Origin of the sequence: Streptomyces mirabilis (assembly GCF_039503195.1) — a bacterium.
In the GTDB taxonomy this organism is placed as follows: Bacteria; Actinomycetota; Actinomycetes; order Streptomycetales; family Streptomycetaceae; genus Streptomyces; species Streptomyces mirabilis_D.
Genome location: NZ_JBCJKP010000001.1, coordinates 4,620,582 through 4,641,117 on the forward strand (window position 1 = coordinate 4,620,582; position 20,536 = coordinate 4,641,117).

Sequence of the window (20,536 nt, forward strand, 5' to 3'; positions counted from 1 at the left end):
CCCTTCCGGTCCGCCCGTCCCTCGCCGCGCGGCGATCACCAGAATGCGCGGCCGACCGCCCGCCTGTCGTTGGCGCACCGTCGCCACCTACTTGGCGCAGGGTCCACGGCCTTCCGGACGTACCGCACGCTCCTCCGCCACCGCCTGCCTCCGGAGTTCACTCGGCGGGACGCCATGGGCGGCGCGGAAGGCCCGGGTGAACTCGGCGGCGCGGGGGAAACCCCAGCGGGCGGCGACGGCATGGACCGGCATCGCGCGCAGCGCCGGGTCGGCGAGGTCGCGGCGGGCGTTCTCCAGCCGCTGGTCTCGGACGTAGGAGGCCACGGTGAGGCCCTCGGCCTGGAAGAGGCGGTACAGATGGCTGCGCGAGATGTGGTGCGCGGCGGCGATCCGGGCGGGGGTCAGCTCCTGGTCGCCCAGATTCCGGCGGATGAACGCCTTGATGCGCAGGGTCAGCGTCCGGCCGCGGGTCTCCGGTGGCAGCAGGGCCTCGGCGTCCAGGGCGCCCGCGAAGACGGCCGTGACCAGGTCGGCGAGGACCGTTCCCAGTCGGGGTCCGTCCGACGGCTGGTAGGAACCGGTGTCCGAGGTCAGCTGGACGAGGAACTGCCCCAGGAGCGCGCCGACTCCCTCCCGGCCCGAGATCCGGCTGCCGATCACCAGGTCGGCCCGGTTCGCGGGCAGCGCCACCAGCGACCGCGGGATCTCGACTCCCACGAGGCTGACGGGCTCGGCGCCGGTGTGTATCTCGTACGACCGCGAGGAACAGTTCGTGTGGATGTCGTTGACCCGGTACGCGGCCTGCTGTCTGCCCCAGGCCGCCGCTCCCTCTCCCCGCAGCAGGAGGGAGAGGTGGTACACCTCGGGATCGGACTGGCGGATCAGCTTCGGCGTCCGACGGAAGACCAGATGGTCGAAGGTCGCCGGCCAGACCGTGACCTCCCCCAGCCCGATCATGCGCTGGTGCGCGCGGTAGTCCGCCGCACGGTCGCTGGCCAGCTGCATGGGCGCGTGCGTACGGCCCATGCGCTGCGTCCACGCCTCGAACCGGTCACCGACCGGCAGGTCCGCGGTTTTGAAGACCGACTCGTGCAACACGATCAGCGGACGGACACGTGCGCCACGAACCGCCTCCAGGTGGCGGGGGCGACGGTGAGGTGGGGTGCCTCGGGGGCTTTGGAGTCGCGGACGTCAATGGAGACGGGGGCAGCGGCCGTCTCGACGCAGTCGTCGCCCGCACTGCTGCTGTGGCCGCTCTTGAACCAGTGGAGTTCCGGAGTGCTCATAGTTCCCCCAGCGCTTGCTCAACGAAGGCTTGCGACTCCCGTGGCGAGAGAGCCTGAGCTCGGATGATGCCATACCGCAATTCGAGGACCCGGAGCTGCCTCAGGTCCGAAACCGGACGGCCGTTGAAGGCTCCGCCGGAGCCCCACAGCCGTCCCGTCCTCGTACTTCGCCGACTCGATCAAGCCGTTCATGCCGCGGACGTCGGCCCCCCGGACGCCCGTGCCCGCGCCCTCGTCACCGCCGCCCTCGGCTGCTCGGACGCCGCGATCCGCGAATGGGTCCCGGCGGAGGGCGACGCCGACATCCTGGGCCTGTACGCCGACGCCCTCGCCACCGTGCGCACCGGCACGCGCTCGACATGGCGAAGGGGCACCCCGCCGCAACGCGGGGTGCCCCTCACCACCTCAGCCGGCCAACCGGACGCCCAGGCGGTCAGGCCTCAGACCCGTACCAGTTCCCGGTCCTCGTCCCGGCCTCCGCCGGCCTTCTCCTCCGCCGTGCGCAGGCCCTCGCCCTCGACGTCCACGTTGGGAAGCGCCCGGTCCAGCCACCTCGGCAGCCACCAGGCCTTCTTCCCGAGCAGGGCCAGCACCGCCGGGACGATCGCCATGCGGACCACGAACGCGTCGAAGAAGACCGCGATCGCGAGGCCGAAGCCGATCATCTTGATCATCGACTCGCTGGAGCCGATGAAGCCGGAGAAGACGGCGATCATGATGACCGCGGCCGCCGTGACGACCCGTGCGCCGTGCCTGAACCCGGTCACGATCGCCTGGTGGGGCTTCTCCCCGTGGACGTACGCCTCGCGCATCCGGGTCACGAGGAACACCTCGTAGTCCATCGCGAGACCGAAGACGACACCCACCATGAAGATCGGCATCATCGACATGATCGGGCCGGTTTCCTCGACGCCCAGGAGGCCGGACAGCCAGCCCCACTGGAAGACGGCGACGACCGCGCCGAGCGCCGCCATCACGCTCAGCAGGAAGCCGAGCGCCGCCTTCAGCGGCACCAGGATCGAGCGGAAGACCACGATCAGGAGGAGGAAGGCGAGGCCGACGACCAGTGCGAGATACGGGATCAGCGCGTCGTTCAGCTTCTGCGAGAAGTCGATGTTCATCGCGGTGGTACCGGTGACCAGCACCTTCGCGTCGGTCTCCGTCGTGATGCTGCCGCCCGCGTCACGGATGGCGTGCACCAGGTCCTCGGTCTTGACGGAGGACGGCTTGGAGTCGGGGATGACCGTGATCGTCGCGGTGTCCCCGGCCTTGTTGAACGCCGCCGGGCTGACCGACACGACGTCCTTCATGTCCTTGACCGTGTCGGTGACCTTGGTGGCCGCGGCCTTGGGGTCGTCGCTGGACTTGCCGTCCACGACGAGCATCAGGGGGCCGTTGAAACCGGGACCGAAGCCGTCGGACAGCGTGTCGTACGCCCGGCGCTGCGTGGTCGACGTCGGCTGCGAACCGTCGTCGGGCAGACCCAGTTGGAGCGAGGCCGCCGGGAGCGCGGCGGCGCCCAGGCCGATCACGCCGAGCACCAGCACCGCGAGCGGCCGGCGCACGACGAAGCTCGCCCAGCGGGTGCCCATGTTGGGCTTGCCCTCCTTCTTCGCGGCCCGCCCGCCGCCGAGCAACTTGCTCTTCTTGCCCGCGGGCTGGACCTTGCGGCCCGCGTAGCCCAGCAGGGCCGGAATCAGCGACAGGGCGATCAGTACCGCGATGGCGACGGTGCCCGCCGCCGCGACACCCATCTTCGTCAGCATCGGGATGTTGACGACCGACAGACCGACCAGCGCGATCACGACCGTCAGACCGGCGAAGACGACCGCCGAACCCGCCGTGCCGACGGCCCGTCCGGCCGCCTCCTCGCGCTCCCGGCCCTCGGCCAGTTCGGCCCGGTAGCGGGAGACGATGAACAGGGCGTAGTCGATGCCGACCGCGAGGCCGATCATCATCGCCAGGGTGGAGGTGGTGGTGCCCAGGTCCAGTGCGTTCGCCAGCGCCGTGATCGTCGAGACGCCGATACCGACGCCGATCAGCGCGGTCAGCAGCGGCAGCCCGGCCGCGATCAGCGAACCGAAGGTGATGACGAGCACGACCGCGGCGACCGCGATACCGATGACCTCGGTCGACCCGGTCTCGGGCGTCGCCTGGAGCGCGTCACCGCCGACCTCCACGCTCAGCCCGGCGTCCCGCGCCTGCCGCGCGGCCTCCTCCAGGGCGGTCTTCGAGGAGTCCTTCAACTCCATGCCGGACACCTTGTACTTGACCGAGGTGTAGGCGACCGACCCGTCCTTGCTCACCGCGTGGGACTTGAAGGGGTCGGACACGGAGGTGACCTCGGAGCCGTCGCCGAGCGCCTTGACGGTCTTCTCGACGGTCGCCTTGTGGGTCTTGTCGCCCATCTTCTCGCCGGTGGGCGCCTTGAAGACCACACGGGCGGTCGCGCCGTCGGCGCTCATCCCGGGGAAGCGCTGTTCCAGCAGGTCGAAAGCTTTCTGCGCCTCGGTGCCGGGGATCGAGAAGAGGACGCTCCCGCGGTGGGCGCGGAGGCGGCGCCGACACCCGCCAGCGTCAGCAGGGCCACCCATATCAGGGCGACGAAATGGCGTCGCCTGAAGGCGAATCGGCCGAGTTTGTAAAGGAATGTGGCCACGAGGGCGTACTCCCGGTCAGGTCGTTTGCTGGCAGCTGGGCAGGGGAGATCAGCCCGACGACGTGAGCGGTCGCGTCAGGTGCACGTAGGCGTTACTGAAGGTCGGGCAGGCTCAGGCGCCGAGAGCGGGGAGGATCACGGCGTCCATGTACGAGGTGAGGAAGTCCTGGGTGGGTGGCAGTTCGTCGACGATGCCGCGCACCGCGAAGGCGCCGATCATCATGTGCAGCACGTAGTCCTGGGCGGGGTTGTCCGCCCGGACCTCACCTCGATCGACGGCCCGCCGCAGGATCTCGCGGAGCATCTCGGTCTCCGGCTCGATGATCCACTCGCGGAAGGCGCGCAGGAGATCGGGGTTCCCGTGCAGTGCCGTGGCCAGACCCCGCATCAGCGCGGAGTTCTGCTCCATGTGGCAGTCGTCCTCACGCCTCACCATGGCGTGGAAGTCGCCCCGCAGGGACCCGGTGTCGATGTCACTGGTGATCGGCTTCTCGTGCCGCAGCGCCTTCACGACGAGCTCGGCCTTGCCGCCCCACTGGCGGTAGAGGGTGGCCTTGCTCGACCGGGTGCGGGCGGCGACGGCGTCCATGGTCAGGGCGTCGTAGCCGACCTCTCGGAGCAGTTCGAGCACGGCCGCGTACAGCTCGGCCTCGCGCTCGGGGGTGATCCGACTGCGACGCACCGTTGCGGCTTCAGCCATCCCACTCACCTTCTCTGCTCCGGACGACACGGTTTCGTACACCCATGAAGATACCCCGGGATTTAAAGAAACGAAACCGTTTCGTACGTGTGCTGGGTCACGCAATCCGAAAAGACACCTACTCACAAGTTGCCGGGCGCCTCCGGGAGGAAAAGCATGGGTAGGTGAGCGATGCGTACGAGAAGGCGCACAGCGCCCCGTCCGGGGCGCGGGGAACCGCGCGACCAGCCACAGACCACCCGCGGACCTCCCACCCTCCGCAGACGGACGACAACGCCGGCTACCTCCGTTTCCCCCATCTCAGCGGCGACCACCTCTGCTTCGCCGCCGAGGACGACCTGTGGATGGCCCCCCTCGACGCGCCGGGCCGCGCCTGGCGGCTCACCGTCGACCGGACCAAGGTCGGCCACCCCCGTTTCTCCCCCGACGGCCGGCTCATCGCGTACACGAGCTGGCGCAGCCTCGTGCCGGAGATCCATCTGGTACCGGTGGACGGCGGCCCCTCCCGCCGGCTCACCTACTGGGGCAGCGCGGACACCCAGGTCTGCGGCTGGTCGCCGCCCGAGAAGGACGGACACAGCGACATCCTCGCCGTCGCCTCCCACGGCCAGCCCTTCTCGTACTTCACCTGGGCCTACAAGGTCCCCACCGACGGCGACCCCGGCGGCGCGCTCCCCTGGGGCCCGGTTTCCGCCATCCAGGTCGCCGACCTCGACGGCGAACACAAGACGCTCCTGCTCACCGGCACCCCGCCGCACGAACCCGCCGCCTGGAAGCGCTACCGGGGCGGCGCCACCGGCCGGCTCTGGCTGCACGGACGGCGACTGCTCGCCGATCTCGACGGCCAACTCGACTCCCCCATGTTCGTCGGCGGCCGTATCGCCTTCCTCTCCGACCACGAGGGCATCGGGAACCTGTACTCGTGCGCGTACGACGGCGGGGACCTGCGCCGCCACACCGACCACGACGCCTTCTACGCCCGGCACGCCTCCAGCGACGGCACCCGCGTCGTCTACCAGTGCGCCGGGGACCTGTGGATCGTCGACGACCTGTCCCCGGACTCGGTCCCGCGCCGCCTCGACGTCCGCCTCGGCGGTCCGCGGGCGGGACGCCGTACGTACCAGGTGCCCGCGGCGCAGCACGTGGACGGCATCTCGGTCGACGAGACGGGCCGGGCCAGCGCCGTCGTCGTACGCGGCAGCCTGCACTGGCTCACCCATCGCGACGGCCCCGCGCGCACCATCGCGGACACCCCCGGCGTACGCGTCCGGCTCCCCGAGATGCTCGGCTCCGGCGGCCGGATCGCCTACGTCACCGACGCGGACGGCGAGGACGCCGTCGAGATCGCCTTCCTCCCCGGGCCTCCGGCCAGCGCGAGCCGCGCCGCCTCGCCTCCGGCGAGCTGGGGCGCGTACTGGAGATGGTCTCCGACCCGCAGGGCGAACGCCTCGCGATCGCCTCGAACGACGGACGCCTGCTGATCCTCGACGCGACGGAGGAGTCCGCCGGGGACACGTCCACGTCCCGGACGGAGCCCGAGGAAGCCTCCCCGACAGAACCCGACAGCACCACCTCGGAGCCGGAGCCCGAGGACACCTCACGGACAGAGTCCGAGGAGACCTCGCAGACGGGGGCCGAGGAAGCCGCCGGGACAGAGCCCGGCGACACCTCGCCGACCGGGGCCGAGGGAGGGGAGGTCACCGAGCTGATCACGTCGATCAACGGACCGGTCCGGGACCTCGCCTTCTCCCCGGACGGGGCCTGGCTGACCTGGTCGCACCCTGGGATCGGCCGCTCCCTGCGCCAGATCAAGATCGCGCGTATAAAGGACCGGCTCATCGTCGACGTCACCAACGGCCGCTTCGAGGACGAGAACCCCGTGTTCACCCGCGACGGCCGCTACCTCGCCTTCCTCTCCTGGCGCGGCTTCGACCCGGTGTACGACGTCCACACCGGCGACCTCTCCTTCCCGCTCGGCTGCCGCCCCTACCTCGTCCCCCTGTCCTCCGCCACCCCCTCCCCCTTCGCGCTCAACCCCGACGGGCGGCCGGTCGCCGGAGGCCTGGACCCGATCGAGGACGAGAGCGCGGACGGCGCGGTGAGCGTCGAACTGGAAGGCCTGGAGAGCCGGGTGACCCCCTTCCCGGTCACCGCCTCCAAGTACTCGGCGCTGCACCCGGTCGCGGGCGGCGGCCTGGTCTGGCTGCGCTGGCCGATCTCGGGCGCCCTCGGCGAGACCTTCGTCAACCCCGACGACACCTCCGGCCGGCCGACGCTGGAGTTCTTCAACATCAGCAAGGCGAAGAAGTCCGAACTCGTCCAGCACCTGGACTGGTTCGCGGTCAGCGGCGACGGCTCCCGGCTGGTCGTCGTGGACGAGGGCGACCTGCGAGCGGTCCCCTCGACCGAGGTCGGTGACTCCGACTCGACGGTCTGGATCGATCTGCGGCGCATCATCCACGAGGTGGACCCGCCCGCCGAATGGCGCCAGGCCTACGCGGAGGCGGGCCGCCTCACCCGCGCCTACTTCTGGGAACCCCACATGTGCGGCATCGACTGGGACGGTGTGCTCGCCCAGTACCGCCCGCTGGTCGAACGGGTCGCCTCCCCCGACGACTTCGCCGACCTCCTGCGCGAGGTCCTCGGTGAACTCGGCACCTCCCACGCGTACGTCGCCGCCGCCCGCCGCAACGAGGGCCCGGCCCAGTACCAGCGCTGGCAGGGCCTGCTCGGCGCCAACTTCGTCCGGCGCGACGGCAGCTGGACGCTGAAGCGGATCCTTCCCGGCGACTCCTCCGACTCCAAGGCACGCTCGCCGCTCGCCGGTACCGGCATCCGCGAGGGCGCGGTCCTCACCCACGTCGACGGCCGCCCGGTCGACCCGGTCACCGGCCCCTATCCCCTCCTCGCGGGCGCGGGCGGTACGACGGTGGAGCTCACGTTCACCCCTGAGGCGGGCGAGGGCCGTTCACGCCGGGTGGCCGTGGTCCCGCTGATCGACGAGCGCCCCCTGCGCTACCAGGACTGGGTGGCCAAACGCCGCGAGGTCGTCCGGGAGTTGAGCGGGGGCCGGTGCGGCTACCTCCACATCCCCGACATGGGCGGCTCGGGCTGGGCCCAGTTCAACCGCGACCTGCGCCTGGAGGTCTCGCGCCCCGCGCTGATCGTCGACGTGCGCGGCAACGCGGGCGGCCACATCAGCGAACTCGTCGTGGAGACGCTCACCCGCACGATCCTCGGCTGGGACCTGACACGCAACGCCCAGCCGGTGTCGTACGCCTCGAACGCCCCGCGCGGCCCGATCGTCGCCCTCGCCGACGAGGCGACCGCCTCCGACGGCGACATGATCACCGCCGCGTTCAAGCTGCTGAAGCTCGGCCCCGTCGTCGGCCAGCGCACCTGGGGCGGAGTCGTCGGCATGACCGGTCGCCACCGCCTCGGCGACGGCACGGTGATCACGGTGCCGATGAACGCGGCCTGGTTCGACGCGTACGGCTGGTCCGTCGAGAACCAGGGCGTCCCCCCGGACCTGGCGGTCCTGCGCACCCCCCTGGACTGGGCGGAGGGCCACCACACCGAAATGGACACCGCCATCCAACTGGCCCTCGACCTCCTGACCACCCACCACGCGGCCTCCCCACCCGACTACACAAACGCCCCCGACAGATCAAGACCAAAACTCCCCCCCAGATCTCAATAGGGCAATGCCGTTGCTTTTGGTGGTTACTGCCATCTGTGGTTCACCGTGATGACGGCTGATGGGCGGCGGTGGCTAGCAGGTTCGTCGGGGGCCTTGCTGCTGAACGGGGTGATCGACGACTTCAGTTTGCGGGGGCAGTCGCGTGAGCGTCGTCGTGGCAGGAGAGACCAGCGGATCTCGGCAAGGCCGAGCAGACGGTCGTGATTTCGGGCTGAGGGGGGAAAAGCCGCACGGCGCGATCACCGAGCGGCGGACCACATGCAGGGCCCGGGTAAACGATGTCCGATCGGCGGAAGTCTGCGCGATCCGGGCCACCTCGTTGAGCAGGTCGCGGGTCGCGTGGTGGACGATCAGGTGGGCATAGATCTCCTGCCTGACCCCGTCCGGAGTCTGCGATCGCAGGACCGGTCTGCCGCGCTGGTGAGTCTTGATCTCGTCGAAGACGATCTCGATCTCCCAGCGCCGGGCATACAGGGTGGCGAGTTCGGCGGCCGGATACTCCTCATGGTCCGTCAGGCTGGTGACAAGCCGGATCACGTCCGCCTGGCCGTCGACGCGGTACTCAATCACTCTCACCAGAGCTGGTGGAGCTTTGACGGTTCCGGCAGCCTTGGCGTGCTTGTTCGCCTGGATCCGGGCCAGGTAACTTCCGTCCGGCAGGACGTCCTGGACCCTGCGGGCGGCCCGCCGCTCGATCCTCCACAGCAGGTGGGCGCCCCGGTCGCGAAAGCGGTGCCAGCGGGCCAGGCCCCAAAGTCCGCGGTCGGCCAAGACCAGTGTCCCGGCCCCGATATGGGCTTCCAGTTCGTCGGACACGATCCGCTCGGAGTCCTTCCAGCCGCCGATCACCGCGTCCAGTACCGCGTGCGACGAGCACTCCGACACCGCGACCACCCGGGCCTGCGGATAGCCCATCGGACTGCGTTGCGAGCCGGACTTGCCGAACGTTTCCCGGTTGCCGGGCGAGTCGGGGACGGCCAGCAGCATTCCGTCCAGGGCCAGGACCCGTAGCCCGTGGAAGAGTTCCGTCCTGTGGCCCAACGGTCGGGCCACGGCCCGGAACAGCTCTCGCATGACCGGCCAGCCCAGCCTCTGCCTCGCACGCGTCAGAGATGACTTGTTCACCCCCGCCCAAGGCCGAAGCGTCGGTTCGCCGGCCTTCACCAGCCGCAGGACCTCCAGGTAGTCGGCCTGCGGAAACAGGCACAGTGCGAGCACGAAGTACACCGTGAACCGGGCCGACAGCACACGTCGGCGTTTCTCCGCACACCCAGCCTCGGCAACGACCCGGTCCACCAGCTCAGCAGGACACGACCGAGTCAGGATGCCCAACCCCAGCCGCTCCAGACGCGACACCAACACGCATGGCTCAACACCACGCACACCCCAAAAGCAACGGCATTGTCTCAATAGGGGGCGGGGAGGCGCCCCGTCAGGGGCGCGGGGAACTGCGCGACCAGCCACATAGAAACCGCACCAGACACGCACCCCGACGCCAACCAAAAGCGTGGGGCGCCCCCAACAATCAGGGGCGCCCCACAACTCGGCCTAAGCCGGCGCAGCGAACCGTCAGACGTCGTAGTCCTGGTCGAGCCGGTCCTTCGCCTCACGCTGCATGCGCTCGGCCTCCGGGATCGTCCGGTCGCCCCTCTGCGGGGAGCGCTCACCCGACTGCGGGGAACGCGCACCCTGCTGCGAGGTGCGGGCACCCGGCTGCGGGGAGTGCTCGCCGGGACGGGCCTTCTCGTGGCCGATGTCCTGGCCCATCTTCTTCTTGCCCTGCTGCTTCATCTGCTCGGCCTTGTTCTGCATCTGGTCCTTCTTGCCCATGAGGTTTCACTCCCATTTGTGGGTGAGGGGGATCGGGCTCGACCAGACTTACACGCACGGACTACGCACGCATTTCGATCAGTCACTCACGGTGATATCCCCTGCTGGCGCTGCTCGTCGGCGGCCCCGCCGGCCCCCACGAGCCCCGTACTCACACCCTTGAGCCGCGGCTCGAACCGCCGCATCTCCCGCTGTCCGACCGCCCCGATGATCCCGGGGAGGTAGCCCCGGACGCCCTGCATCCCGCGCAGCCACCACTGTGCGTACACATGACTGGACCGCCGCTCGATCCCCGCGACGATGCGGTCGACGGCCGGCCCCAGCGGATACGTCTTGTTGGACGGCCACGGCAGCCGCTGCCTCAACTCCCGCATCACCTCGTCCTGATCGGCCCCGCGCACCATGTCGGTGTCGGTCCAGGACAGGTAACCGACCCCGACCCGTACGCCCTTGTGGCCGACCTCGGCACGCAGGCTGTGCGCGTACGCCTCCACGCCCGACTTGGACGCGCAGTACGCCGTCATCATCGGCGCCGGGGTGATGGCCGCGAGCGAGGCGATCTGCAGCAGATACCCCCGGCTCTCCATGAGCACGGGCAGGAACGCCCGCGCGGTGACCGCCGATCCGATCAGGTTGACCTCGATGACCCGCCGCCAGGCGACGGGATCGGACTCGACGAAGGGACCGCCGTTCGCCACACCGGCGTTGGCGACGACGATGTCGACCTTCCCGAACCGTTCCTTCACCTCGGCCGCGACCTGGGCCATCGCCTCGTGGTCGGTGACATCGGCGTGCCAGAAGCCGCTTTCGCCGTGCAGGCGGTCCGAGACCTGCTTGAGCGCGTCCGGCTCCAGGCCGACCAGCGCGACCTTGGCACCGCGCGCGGAGAGCTTGCGGGCGAGGAGTTCGCCGACGCCCCGCGCGGCCCCCGTGACGACCGCGACCTGCCCTTCCAGGCTCACCTTGCTCATGCGCTGCCCTCCTTGATCTCTGCGTAGGTGGAGACGAGTTCGCGTATGCGGGCGGTGACCATTTCCGGCGCCTCCACCGGTGTCATGTGCCCGAGCCCGGTCAGTTCGGTGACGCCGACACAGTTCGGCAGGGTCGCGACCAGGGCGCGCGCGTGCACCACGGGCGTCAGCCGGTCCGCCGTACCCACCACCACGGCCGTCGGCACCGTCAACGCCCGGACGCCGTGGTCGAGATCGAGCAGGTCGAGCACCTTCGACCAGGCGTGTCGCACCGTGCGCGGACAGGCGTGCACGATCCGCGCGCACGCCTCCACCATGCCCGGTGACGAACCGGCGCCCATGGTCGCGTACTTGAGGATCCGCCGGGCGAGCGGTGTGACGGGCCCGAGCGGCGCGGCCGACCCGAGGATCCTCTTGGTCACCTGGGTCCGCAGCCACCCGGCCGGCATCGGCACCACCCGCGCCTCGGCCACCAGCCGCGAACTGCCCGTGCTGCACAGCAGGGCCGCCACCGCGTGCTCCTGGAAACGCGGCCGCGCCGAGGCCGCCATCAGCGTCATCCCGCCCATGGAGTGCCCGACGAGCACGGCCTTCTCGCCGGGCGCGAGCGTGGCCGCGAGCACGGCTTCCAGGTCGTCGGCGAGCGCGTCCGCGGTGCACGTCTCGCTCGCGGGACTGCGGCCGTGCCCGCGCTGGTCGTACGCGATCACCCGGTGATCGACGGCGAGGTCCCGTATCTGCGCCGCCCAGAAGGCGGTCGAACAGGTCCAGCCGTGCGCGAGGACGACGACGGGCGCGGCCGGGTTGTCCTCGGGTCCGTGCACCTCCACGTGCAACCGGGCGCCGTCGGCGGAGACGGCGGTCAGTTCGCGCGCGGGCGCGGGCGGCGCGTACGCCCCGTGCTCCACCTGCGTCAGTCGACTCACGCTCCCGCCTCCACCTTCTTGGTGCCCTTTGTGCCGGAGTTCTTGGTGCGCGACTCGGGCGTGCTCGGCTCGGCTGTGCTCGGTTCGGTTGCACTCGGTTCGGTTGCACTCGGTTCGGTTGCGCTCGACTTGGGGGCGCGCAGCACCTCGTACTCTCCCAGGTCCACCCGCCGGGTGGCGCTACGGAACTCGGTCGTCGTGCCGGGCCAGATGGTGGTGTTGCGGCCGTTCGCGTCGAGGTACCAGCTGGTGCAGCCGCCGGTGTTCCACACCGTGCGCAGCATCCGCTTCTGGACCTTGTCGTTCCAGCCCTCCACGGCGGCGGGGCGGGCGTCGAGAGCCGCGCGTCCGCCCAGGACGTCCAACTGCCGCACATAGTCGGCCATGTAGTTCAGCTGGGACTCGATCATCAGGATCATGCTGGAGTTCCCGAGCCCGGTGTTCGGACCGATGATCGTCATCCAGTTGGGGAACCCCGCCGCGGTGGCCCCGCGCAGCGACTTCATGCCGCCGCGCCACACCTCCGCGAGCGTCCTGCCCTCCGTGCCGACGACCCGGTCCGCGATCGGCATGTCGGTGACGTGGAAGCCCGTACCGAAGATGATCGCGTCGACCTCGGCCGTGCTGCCGTCGGCGGCGACGAGCGTGGAGCCGTCGATCTTGGCGAGCCCGGAGGCCACGACGTCGACGTTGGCCCGGGTGAGCGCCGGATAGTAGGTGTTGGAGAGCAGGATCCGCTTGCACCCGATCCGGTAGTCGGGGGTCAACTTGGCCCGCAGCGCCGGATCCTGGACGGCCCGTGCCATGTTCCGCCTGGCCAGCCGCTCGACGAGGCCGAGTTCGTCGGGACGCTTCGTGAACGCCTGGACCTGCAGCTCCCTGATCCCCCACAGCAGTCCGCGCCGGGCCTGTGTGGTGAAAGGCAGCTGCTGGTGCAGCCACCGTTCGGCGCCGGTGATGGCCCGGTCGACGCGGGGCATCACCCACGGCGGCGTGCGCTGGAAGAGGGTCAGCCGGGACACGTCGGGCTGAATGGCGGGCACGATCTGGATGGCGGAGGCGCCCGTGCCGATCATGGCGACGCGCTTGCCGCGCAGGTCGTAGTCGTGGTCCCAGCGGGCCGAGTGGAAGACCTTGCCGGGGAAGGAGTCGATCCCCGGTATGTCGGGGATCTTGGGATCGGAGAGCGGTCCGGTCGCGGACACGACGACGTCGGCGGTGAGGAAGCCACGGCTGGTCTCGATCCCCCACCGGAGCTTCTCCTGGTCCCACGTCATCATCTTCACCTCGGAGTCGAAGCGCAGATGCGGGCGCAGCCCGAAGACGTCGGTGACGTGCTCCAGGTAGGCCCGGATGTGCTCCTGCCCCGAGAAGGTGCGCGGCCAGTCGGGGTGGGGCGCGAACGAGAACGAGTACAGGTGCGAGGGCACGTCACAGGCGCACCCCGGGTAACTGTTGTCCCGCCACGTACCCCCGACGCTTCCGGCCCGTTCCAGGACGACGAAGTCGGTGATCCCTTCGCGGCGCAGCCGCACCGCGGCCCCCAGACCGCCGAACCCGGACCCGATCACCGCGACGCGCACATGCTCGTGCTCGGTCATCCCGACCATCCCACGCCTCCCTAGCCGCCCGACTCTGCCAGTGAACACTGGCGCAATGGGAGCGTAGAGCAGCTCCGTACTGATGGGTAGGCTTGCGACCACGAAAGTTACCGACGGTACGACGTAGGGTTTCGCACGTGGCGGAGAAGCGTGAGTACCGGATGGAGGAGCTGGCCAAGGAGGCCGGCATCACCGTGCGCACCCTGCGCTTCTACCGGGAACGCAAGCTGATACCGCCGCCCCGACGCGAGGGCCGTATCGCCTGGTACGACCACACACACCTGGCCCGCCTGCGCACGATCTCGGCGCTGCTCGAACGCGGCCACACGCTCAACGGCATCGCGGAGCTGGCCGAGGCCTTCGACCACGGCCGTGACGTCGGTGAACTCCTCGGCCTGGGCGAGCCCACCGAGGAGACCCCCGTCCGCCTCTCCCCCGAGGAACTCGCCGACGTCTTCGCCGGCCAGGCCACCCCGGAGAACCTCGCCGCGGCCCTCGACCTCGGCTATCTCGGCACCGACGGCGGCGAGATCGTCCACATCAGCCGCCGCCTGCTCGACGTCTCGGCGGCCCTGGTCCGCGAGGGCATCCCCCTGGCCGACGTCCTCACCGCCGCCCGCCGCGTCCGCGACCACGCCGACGCCCTCGCCGACCTCTTCGCCGGCATCGTCCTCACGGAGAACCGCACCACCGAAGACCTCAAACGCCTGCGCCCCCTGGCGAAGAGCGTGGTGGAGGCCGAACTGTCGATGGCTCTGGACCGGCGGCTGCGGGACTACAACTCGTAGACGGCCGTCACCGGCGGCTGCGGGACTACAACTCGTAGACGACCGTCACCGGCGCATGGTCGGACCAGCGCTCCGCGTGCGTCGCCGCCCGCTCCACGAACCCCTTCACGGCCTTGCCCGCGAGCCCCGGCGTCGAGACGTGGTAGTCGATGCGCCATCCGCTGTCGTTGTCGAAGGCCCGTCCCCGGTACGACCACCACGAGTACGGCCCCTCGACGTCCGGGTGCAGTGCCCGTACGACGTCGACGTACCCGCCGTCGTCCGCGTCCAGGACCCGTCCCAGCCACTCGCGCTCCTCGGGCAGGAAGCCGGAGTTCTTCTTGTTGGCACGCCAGTTCTTGAGGTCGGCCTCCTGGTGGGCGATGTTCCAGTCGCCGCAGACGACGACCTCGCGCCCATCGGCGGCGGCGCGCTCACGCAGCTCCTTCAGGTGGGCGAGGAACTCGTCCATGAACCGGACCTTCTCGTCCTGCCGTTCGGTTCCGACCTCGCCGGACGGCAGGTAGAGGCTGGCGACGGTGACACCGGGCAGGTCGGCCTCGACGTAGCGTCCACCGGAGTCGAACTCCTCGGACCCGAACCCGATCCGTACCCGGTCGGGCTCGCGCCGGGTGTACAGGGAGACGCCCGCGCGCCCCTTGGCCGCCGCGGGGGCGTGCACGACGTGCCACCCCACCGGCGCCCGCACCTCCTCGGGCAGCTGCCCGGGCTCGGCCCGCACCTCCTGAAGGCACAGCACGTCCGCGGAGGTCTCCGCGAGCCACTCCACGAAGCCCTTCTTCGCGGCGGCCCGGAGCCCGTTCACATTCACCGAGGTAACAGTCAGCACCCGGGCACGATACTTAATCCATTCCACCCAGCGGGCGCATAGATGTACAATACCTCGCATGAGTATCCGCCCGGTCCCGTACGACCACCCCGACGCCGTCAAACTGAACGACCAAGTGCAGGCCGAATACGCCGAGCGCTACGGCGATGAGGGTGATGTCACACCGCTCGAGGCGTCGATGTTCAAGCCGCCGCTCGGCCTGTACCTCCTCGCCTACGACGAGCGGGACCGCCCGATCGCGTCCGGCGGCTGGCGCGGCCAGGACAGGAACGACGAGGGGTACGCGGACGGCGACGCCGAGCTCAAGCGCATGTACGTGACCCCGGAGGCCCGCGGTCTCGGCCTCGCCCGCCGCATCCTGGCCGCCCTGGAGGACGACGCCCGCGCGGCCGGTCGCACCCGCATGGTCCTGGAGACCGGCGCCAAGCAGCCCGAGGCGGTCGCCCTCTACCTCTCCAGCGGCTACGAGCCCTGTGCCAAGTTCGGCTACTACCGCTTCCACGAACTGAGCCTCTGCTACGCCAAGCCGCTGACCATTCAGTGAACGAGAGAGTGCGGCCGAACAGGCAAGAACCCCGCCGGACGAATCCGACGGGGTTCTGAATTGCAGTGGACCTGAGGGGATTTGAACCCCTGGCCCCCTCGATGCGAACGAGGTGCGCTACCGGACTGCGCCACAGGCCCTTGCAACGAGTGAAACTCTAGCATCCCCGTCGGGGTGCTTGGAAATCCGTTCCTGGCAGGTCAGCCGGGGCTCCCGAGCGCCTGGTCATTCGTTGGCGGCGCGCGGCCGTTCGCCGTCCTCGTACTGGTCAAACAGCGGAGTGCGACCGCGCTCACGGGCCCGCCGGGCGGACGCGGCGCGCCGGGCGTCACTGCGACCGTCGTCGGCGACCTCGGCCGTCTCGGCGGCTTCGTGGCCCTCCTCGGCGGCGGGCTCCGCCTCCGGCTCGCTCGGCTCGGCGGCGCTGGAGCGCGCCGAACTCCACGCGTCCGGCGCCCCCAGATCGACACTGGAGGTGGCCCGGGGCGCGACCGGCGCGGTCACGTACGTAGGCAGCGGAACCGGCACCGGATCCCAGCTGTCACCCCGGCCGGGGCCCCGCTGACGCTCACGCTGCTGGTCGACCCACTCGGCGTGGTCGGTCTGCTCGACGAGGGCGCGGCGGTCGGCCGCGAGCGCGGACAGACCGGGGTCGGTCTCCGGCTCGGGGCTGTCGTCGGGCTCGTCGGCACCGGGGTCGAGGGTGGGCCGCCGGCGCGGCTGCCGCTCCCTGAGCCGCTGCGCCGCGGCCTCGGCCCGGCGGCGGTCCATGGTGTACGTGAAGCGGCGTCGCTCCTGGGCGCGCAGGTACACGATGTACGAGCTCAGCATCACGGCGGGCACGCCGGGCGCCCACAGGAACGCGAGTCCCCCGACGGCCGCCACGATCGCGCCGAGCGTGAAGGCGAGGAAGAGCATCACGGTCGTACGCCGTCGGCGCGCGAGCACCTTCGAGCGCCGCGCGCGCGCTGCGGCCTCCGCCGCGGAGGCCCGCCGAGCGGCCGGAACCCTGGAGGGCCGGGAGTTGGCCGAACCCGATCCTGAATCCGATCCCGCGCCAGATCCCGGGCCCGATCCCGAGTTCGGCTCGGGTTGGGCCGACTGCTGCGGCACCGCCCGGCCGGCGGCCGGGGAACCCTGTGGGGCACCCTGCCGGGCGGCGGCCTGGGGCGCCTGCTGCGGTTCGGGCTGGGCGGGCGGCGGGAGTTGGGCCTTGGTCTGCTGCCGGACCGGAGGCATGGCGAAGGCCCGGACGTCCACCGAATCGGTGACGGCGCCCGGCTCGGCGCTGGGCTCCCCCTCTTCGGCGGAGCGCGCCCGCAGGTCCTTGGCGTACCGGCGCTCCATTCCCGCCCGTCCGGACAGCAGCCGGATGGCGGTGCTGAAGCGTTCCGTCGGACGGGCTTCGTTCAGCTCGTCCTGCCTACGGAGCCACATCGGCACCAAGTAGGCGGCCCAGGCCCCGACGATGACTGCGTAGATGAGGCCGCTGCTGCTCACGTCTCACACGGTAGAGGGGTTTGCATGAGGCCATCTGCCAATTCGGCCGGTGTGTCGCACGATCCGGCTGATATTTCGAGCTTTTTTTGTGACCGATGCGATCAGCAGGCCGCAGGGAGCGCGAATTTAATGCCCCGAGCCGATCACGCACCGATCAATTTCGAACATACATTTCATTTACTGAGTGCCGGGCTTGCTCTGGTTCTCCGAACGGGCCTGCATCGATCGTGCCCGCCGCCAACGCCCCAACAACCCCTCCGGCACCTCTTCCGCGGTGAGCGCGAAGACGAGATGGTCCCGCCAGGCCCCGTCGATGTGCAGATAGCGCGGCCTGAGCCCTTCCTCGCGGAATCCGAGTTTCTCCACCACCCGGCGGCTCGGCCCGTTCTCCGGGCGAATGCAGACTTCGATGCGGTGCAGTCCGACCGTGCGGAAGCAGTGGTCGGTCACCATCGCCACGGCCGTCGGCATCACTCCGCGCCCCGCCACCGACTGGTCCACCCAGTAGCCGATGTGCCCGGAGCACATCGATCCCCAGGTGATCCCGGCGACGGTCAGCTGCCCGACCAGACGGCCCTGGTACTCGATGACGAAGGGCAGCATCCGGCCCGCGTTGGCCTCGGCGCGCAGATGCCGGACCATCTGACGGTAGGTCGGCCGGTGCGCTATCGGACCGCTGGGCGTGGGGGGCGGAATCGTCGCCTCCCAGGGCCGCAGCCAGTCCCGGTTGCGCCGGTTCACCTCGCGCCAGGCCCGCTGGTCGCGCACCTTTATCGGCCGAAGGACGACATCGCCGTCCACCAGCTCGACGGGCCAGGATGGGCTGTTCAGCTCGCACCCCCACTGCCGCTGGGTCTGAGGTGGTCGCCGCCACGGATCTGGTCGACGGCGTGGATCAGAAGGGGCTCCAGAACGGCCAGGCCGTCCTTCACCCCGCCGGTGGAACCCGGCAGGTTGACGATCAACGTCCGTCCCGCGACTCCGGCGAGCCCCCGGGACAGCGCCGCCGTGGGCACCTTCTCTCTCCCCAACGCCCTGATGGCCTCGGGAATGCCCGGCACCTCGTGATCGAGTACGCGCCGGGTCGCCTCGGGCGTCCGGTCGGTGGGCGAGATCCCCGTACCGCCCGTCGTCACGATCACGTCGTACCCGGCGTCGACGCCCGCGCGCAGTGCCGCTTCCACGGGGTCGCCGTCCGGCACCACCCGGGGGCCGTCGACCTCGAAGCCGTACGCCGTGAGCCCCTCGGCGATCAGGGGGCCGCCCCTGTCCTCGTAGACCCCCGCGGCGGCTCTGTTCGAGGCCGTGACCACGAGCGCGCGGTAGGACGGTGCCGTCATGTCCGGCTCCAGTCGCCCGACTTTCCGCCCGTCTTCTCTTCCACCCGTACGTCCGTGATGACCGCCCCCTTGTCGACCGCCTTGACCATGTCGATCACGGTGAGGGCCGCCACGCTGACCGCGGTGAGGGCCTCCATCTCGACGCCCGTACGGTCGGTGGTCTTCACGGTGGCGAGGATCTCGACGGCGTCGTCCGCGACCGACAGATCAAGCTTGACACCCGAGACCGACAACGGGTGACAGAGCGGGATCAGATCCGGGGTGCGCTTGGCGCCCATGATGCCCGCGATGCGCGCGGTGGCCAGGGCGTCGCCCTTGGGGACGCCCTCACCGCGCAGCAGTTCGATCACACGGGGCGAGACCAGGACACGGCCGCTGGCGCGGGCGGTGCGCGCGGTCACGTCCTTCCCAGAGACGTCGACCATACGGGCGGCGCCCGCCTCGTCGATGTGGGTCAGTCGGTCCTGCGTACTCATGTCTGCGCGGCGCTCCCGGTCGGGCCTCTTGTGCGCGACACGGTACCGCCACTCGGGGCACTCAGCCGAGCAGGACCACTTCGACCTCGGTGCCGGGCTCGACCGAGGTGACGTCCTCCGGCACGACGATCAGCGCGTCGGCGTGGGCGAGGGCAGCGACCAGGTGGGATCCGGCGCCTCCGACCGGGGTCACCTTGCCGTCGGCGTACCTCCCGCGCAGGAACTGCCGGCGGCCGTCCGGCGAGGTCAGCGCCTTGTCCGTCTCCAGGGTCGCTCTGGTGGTGGGGCGGTGGATGTCGTCCAGGCCCGACAGGGTGCGGATCGCGGGGCGGACGAACAGCTCGAAGGAGACGTACGACGAGACGGGGTTGCCGGGGAGCGCGAGCAGCGGGGTGTGCTCGGGGCCGATCGTGCCGAAGCCCTGGGGCTTGCCGGGCTGCATGGCGAGCTTGCGGAAGTCGATGCCGCTGCCCTCCTCGTCCTCGTCGCCCACCGAGGACAGGGCTTCCTTGACGACGTCGTAGGCGCCGACGCTGACGCCGCCCGTGGTGACCAGCAGGTCCGCGCGGATGAGCTGGTCCTCGATGGTGGCGCGAAGCGTCTCGGCGTCGTCCGCGACCGCGCCCACCCGGTAGGCGATGGCGCCTGCATCACGGGCGGCGGCGCACAGGGCGAAGCTGTTGGAGTCGTAGATCTGACCGCTGCCCAACGGCTCGTCGGGCTGGACGAGTTCGCTGCCGGTGGACAGGACGACCACACGCGGGCGCGGGCGCACGCGTACGGTGCCGCGGCCGATCGCGGCGAGCAGGCCGATCTGCGGCGGGCCGAGGATCGTGCCTGCTTCGAGGGCGCGGTCTCCCGCCTTCACGTCGCTGCCCTTCGCGCGCACATGCGCGCGTGCCTCGGCCGGGCGGTGGACGTGCACCTGGCCGGAGGCGCCGTCGGGGGCCGCGCTGCGGGCTCGCATCCCGGAGACGGGACCCTCCCCCAGGCCGCCGTCGGTCCACTCCACCGGGACGACGGCCTCGGCGCCGGGCGGCAGCGGGGCGCCGGTCATGATGCGGGCGGCCTCACCGGGGCCCACATGGGGCTGCTCGCCCTGGCCGGCCGCGACGTCGCCGACGACCGTGAGGACCGCCGGGTACTCCTCGCTCGCGCCCGCGACATCGGCGACCCGGACCGCGTACCCGTCCATCGAGCTGTTGTCGAACGGCGGCAGGGAGACCGGCACCGTGACGTCCTCGACCAGGACACAGCCCTGGGCGTCGAGGAGTTGCAGCTCGATGGGTTCGAGCGGGCGAACGGTCGCGAGGATGTCCTCCAGGTGCTCGGTCACCGACCAGAGGTGGCCCTGGCCGGTGACACGGGTCGCGGCGCTGCTCAAAT

At 70.5% G+C, this 20,536-nt stretch carries 16 protein-coding genes, 1 tRNA gene and 3 pseudogenes; 3 read left to right on the forward strand and 17 right to left on the reverse strand.

Annotated elements, in window-relative coordinates; all coding sequences use genetic code 11:
* Nucleotides 1–87: 87 nt before the first annotated feature.
* The 5 genes and pseudogenes from AAFF41_RS21310 to AAFF41_RS21330 all read right to left on the reverse strand — a co-directional run bounded on the left by AAFF41_RS21310 (nucleotide 88) and on the right by AAFF41_RS21330 (nucleotide 4,645).
* A complete protein-coding gene (locus tag AAFF41_RS21310) occupies nucleotides 88–1,098 on the reverse strand; it encodes a helix-turn-helix domain-containing protein (RefSeq protein ID WP_319749010.1) in 1,011 nt (336 codons plus the stop codon).
* A 2-nt stretch (nucleotides 1,099–1,100) separates the two neighbouring features.
* Complete coding sequence (locus tag AAFF41_RS21315; RefSeq protein ID WP_319749011.1) at nucleotides 1,101–1,286, reverse strand: DUF397 domain-containing protein; 186 nt, start codon at nucleotides 1,284–1,286, stop codon at nucleotides 1,101–1,103.
* Nucleotides 1,283–1,481: pseudogene (locus tag AAFF41_RS21320) on the reverse strand (transcriptional regulator); the annotation flags it as partial. The pseudogene AAFF41_RS21320 and the gene AAFF41_RS21315, both read right to left, overlap by 4 nt.
* A 245-nt stretch (nucleotides 1,482–1,726) precedes the next feature.
* Nucleotides 1,727–3,945 (reverse strand): annotated as a pseudogene (locus tag AAFF41_RS21325) (MMPL family transporter).
* Between the two features lie 112 nt (nucleotides 3,946–4,057).
* Nucleotides 4,058–4,645 (reverse strand): TetR/AcrR family transcriptional regulator, encoded by a 588-nt coding sequence (locus AAFF41_RS21330; RefSeq protein WP_319749013.1) that lies wholly within the window; start codon nucleotides 4,643–4,645, stop codon nucleotides 4,058–4,060.
* Between the two features lie 338 nt (nucleotides 4,646–4,983).
* Here AAFF41_RS21330 and AAFF41_RS21335 point away from each other — a divergent pair.
* Nucleotides 4,984–8,345, forward strand: a pseudogene (locus tag AAFF41_RS21335) (S41 family peptidase).
* Nucleotides 8,346–8,417: 72 nt separating this feature from the next.
* On the opposite strand, the gene AAFF41_RS21340 reads toward AAFF41_RS21335, so the two are convergent.
* The 5 genes from AAFF41_RS21340 to AAFF41_RS21360 form a co-directional block, all read right to left on the reverse strand.
* A complete protein-coding gene (locus tag AAFF41_RS21340) occupies nucleotides 8,418–9,701 on the reverse strand; it encodes an IS4 family transposase (protein WP_343324438.1) in 1,284 nt (427 codons plus the stop codon).
* A gap of 213 nt (nucleotides 9,702–9,914) precedes the next feature.
* The gene (locus tag AAFF41_RS21345; RefSeq protein ID WP_319749014.1) at nucleotides 9,915–10,175 is read right to left on the reverse strand and encodes a hypothetical protein; all 261 of its coding nucleotides are present in this window, start codon (nucleotides 10,173–10,175) and stop codon (nucleotides 9,915–9,917) included.
* An 86-nt stretch (nucleotides 10,176–10,261) separates the two neighbouring features.
* Entirely contained in the window at nucleotides 10,262–11,146 is an 885-nt protein-coding gene (locus AAFF41_RS21350) for an SDR family oxidoreductase (RefSeq protein ID WP_319749015.1), read from the reverse strand.
* Nucleotides 11,143–12,072 (reverse strand): alpha/beta fold hydrolase, encoded by a 930-nt coding sequence (locus AAFF41_RS21355; RefSeq protein ID WP_319749016.1) that lies wholly within the window; start codon nucleotides 12,070–12,072, stop codon nucleotides 11,143–11,145. The genes AAFF41_RS21350 and AAFF41_RS21355 overlap by 4 nt, the downstream gene beginning before the upstream one ends.
* A complete protein-coding gene (locus tag AAFF41_RS21360) occupies nucleotides 12,069–13,673 on the reverse strand; it encodes a flavin-containing monooxygenase (protein WP_343326322.1) in 1,605 nt (534 codons plus the stop codon). The genes AAFF41_RS21355 and AAFF41_RS21360 overlap by 4 nt, the downstream gene beginning before the upstream one ends.
* Nucleotides 13,674–13,834: 161 nt before the next feature.
* Here AAFF41_RS21360 and AAFF41_RS21365 point away from each other — a divergent pair, with 161 nt between their 5' ends.
* Entirely contained in the window at nucleotides 13,835–14,461 is a 627-nt protein-coding gene (locus AAFF41_RS21365; RefSeq protein ID WP_319749061.1) for a MerR family transcriptional regulator, read from the forward strand.
* 25 nt (nucleotides 14,462–14,486) lie between these two features.
* On the opposite strand, the gene AAFF41_RS21370 is transcribed toward AAFF41_RS21365, so the two are convergent.
* Nucleotides 14,487–15,290: an exodeoxyribonuclease III gene (locus AAFF41_RS21370; RefSeq protein WP_319749018.1), complete on the reverse strand. Its 804-nt coding sequence runs from the start codon at nucleotides 15,288–15,290 to the stop codon at nucleotides 14,487–14,489.
* Between the two features lie 58 nt (nucleotides 15,291–15,348).
* On the opposite strand from AAFF41_RS21370, the gene AAFF41_RS21375 reads away from it, so the two are divergent.
* Nucleotides 15,349–15,834, forward strand: a complete 486-nt coding sequence (locus tag AAFF41_RS21375) for a GNAT family N-acetyltransferase (protein WP_319749019.1) — start codon at nucleotides 15,349–15,351, stop codon at nucleotides 15,832–15,834.
* Between the two features lie 66 nt (nucleotides 15,835–15,900).
* On the opposite strand, the gene AAFF41_RS21380 is transcribed toward AAFF41_RS21375, so the two are convergent.
* The 6 genes from AAFF41_RS21380 to glp all read right to left on the reverse strand — a co-directional run bounded on the left by AAFF41_RS21380 (nucleotide 15,901) and on the right by glp (nucleotide 20,534).
* Nucleotides 15,901–15,974, reverse strand: a tRNA-Ala gene (locus AAFF41_RS21380).
* An 85-nt stretch (nucleotides 15,975–16,059) separates the two neighbouring features.
* The gene (sepX, locus tag AAFF41_RS21385; RefSeq protein ID WP_343324439.1) at nucleotides 16,060–17,334 is read right to left on the reverse strand and encodes a divisome protein SepX/GlpR; all 1,275 of its coding nucleotides are present in this window, start codon (nucleotides 17,332–17,334) and stop codon (nucleotides 16,060–16,062) included.
* 177 nt (nucleotides 17,335–17,511) lie between these two features.
* Nucleotides 17,512–18,165, reverse strand: a complete 654-nt coding sequence (locus AAFF41_RS21390) for a GNAT family N-acetyltransferase (protein ID WP_054233071.1) — start codon at nucleotides 18,163–18,165, stop codon at nucleotides 17,512–17,514.
* Nucleotides 18,162–18,674: a MogA/MoaB family molybdenum cofactor biosynthesis protein gene (locus tag AAFF41_RS21395; protein WP_319749021.1), complete on the reverse strand. Its 513-nt coding sequence runs from the start codon at nucleotides 18,672–18,674 to the stop codon at nucleotides 18,162–18,164. Before AAFF41_RS21395 ends, AAFF41_RS21390 begins: the two co-directional genes overlap by 4 nt.
* Entirely contained in the window at nucleotides 18,671–19,150 is a 480-nt protein-coding gene (gene moaC, locus AAFF41_RS21400; RefSeq protein ID WP_054233073.1) for a cyclic pyranopterin monophosphate synthase MoaC, read from the reverse strand. The genes AAFF41_RS21395 and moaC overlap by 4 nt, the downstream gene beginning before the upstream one ends.
* Nucleotides 19,151–19,211: 61 nt before the next feature.
* Nucleotides 19,212–20,534: a molybdotransferase-like divisome protein Glp gene (gene glp / locus AAFF41_RS21405; RefSeq protein WP_343324440.1), complete on the reverse strand. Its 1,323-nt coding sequence runs from the start codon at nucleotides 20,532–20,534 to the stop codon at nucleotides 19,212–19,214.
* Between the last annotated feature and the right edge of the window lie 2 nt (nucleotides 20,535–20,536).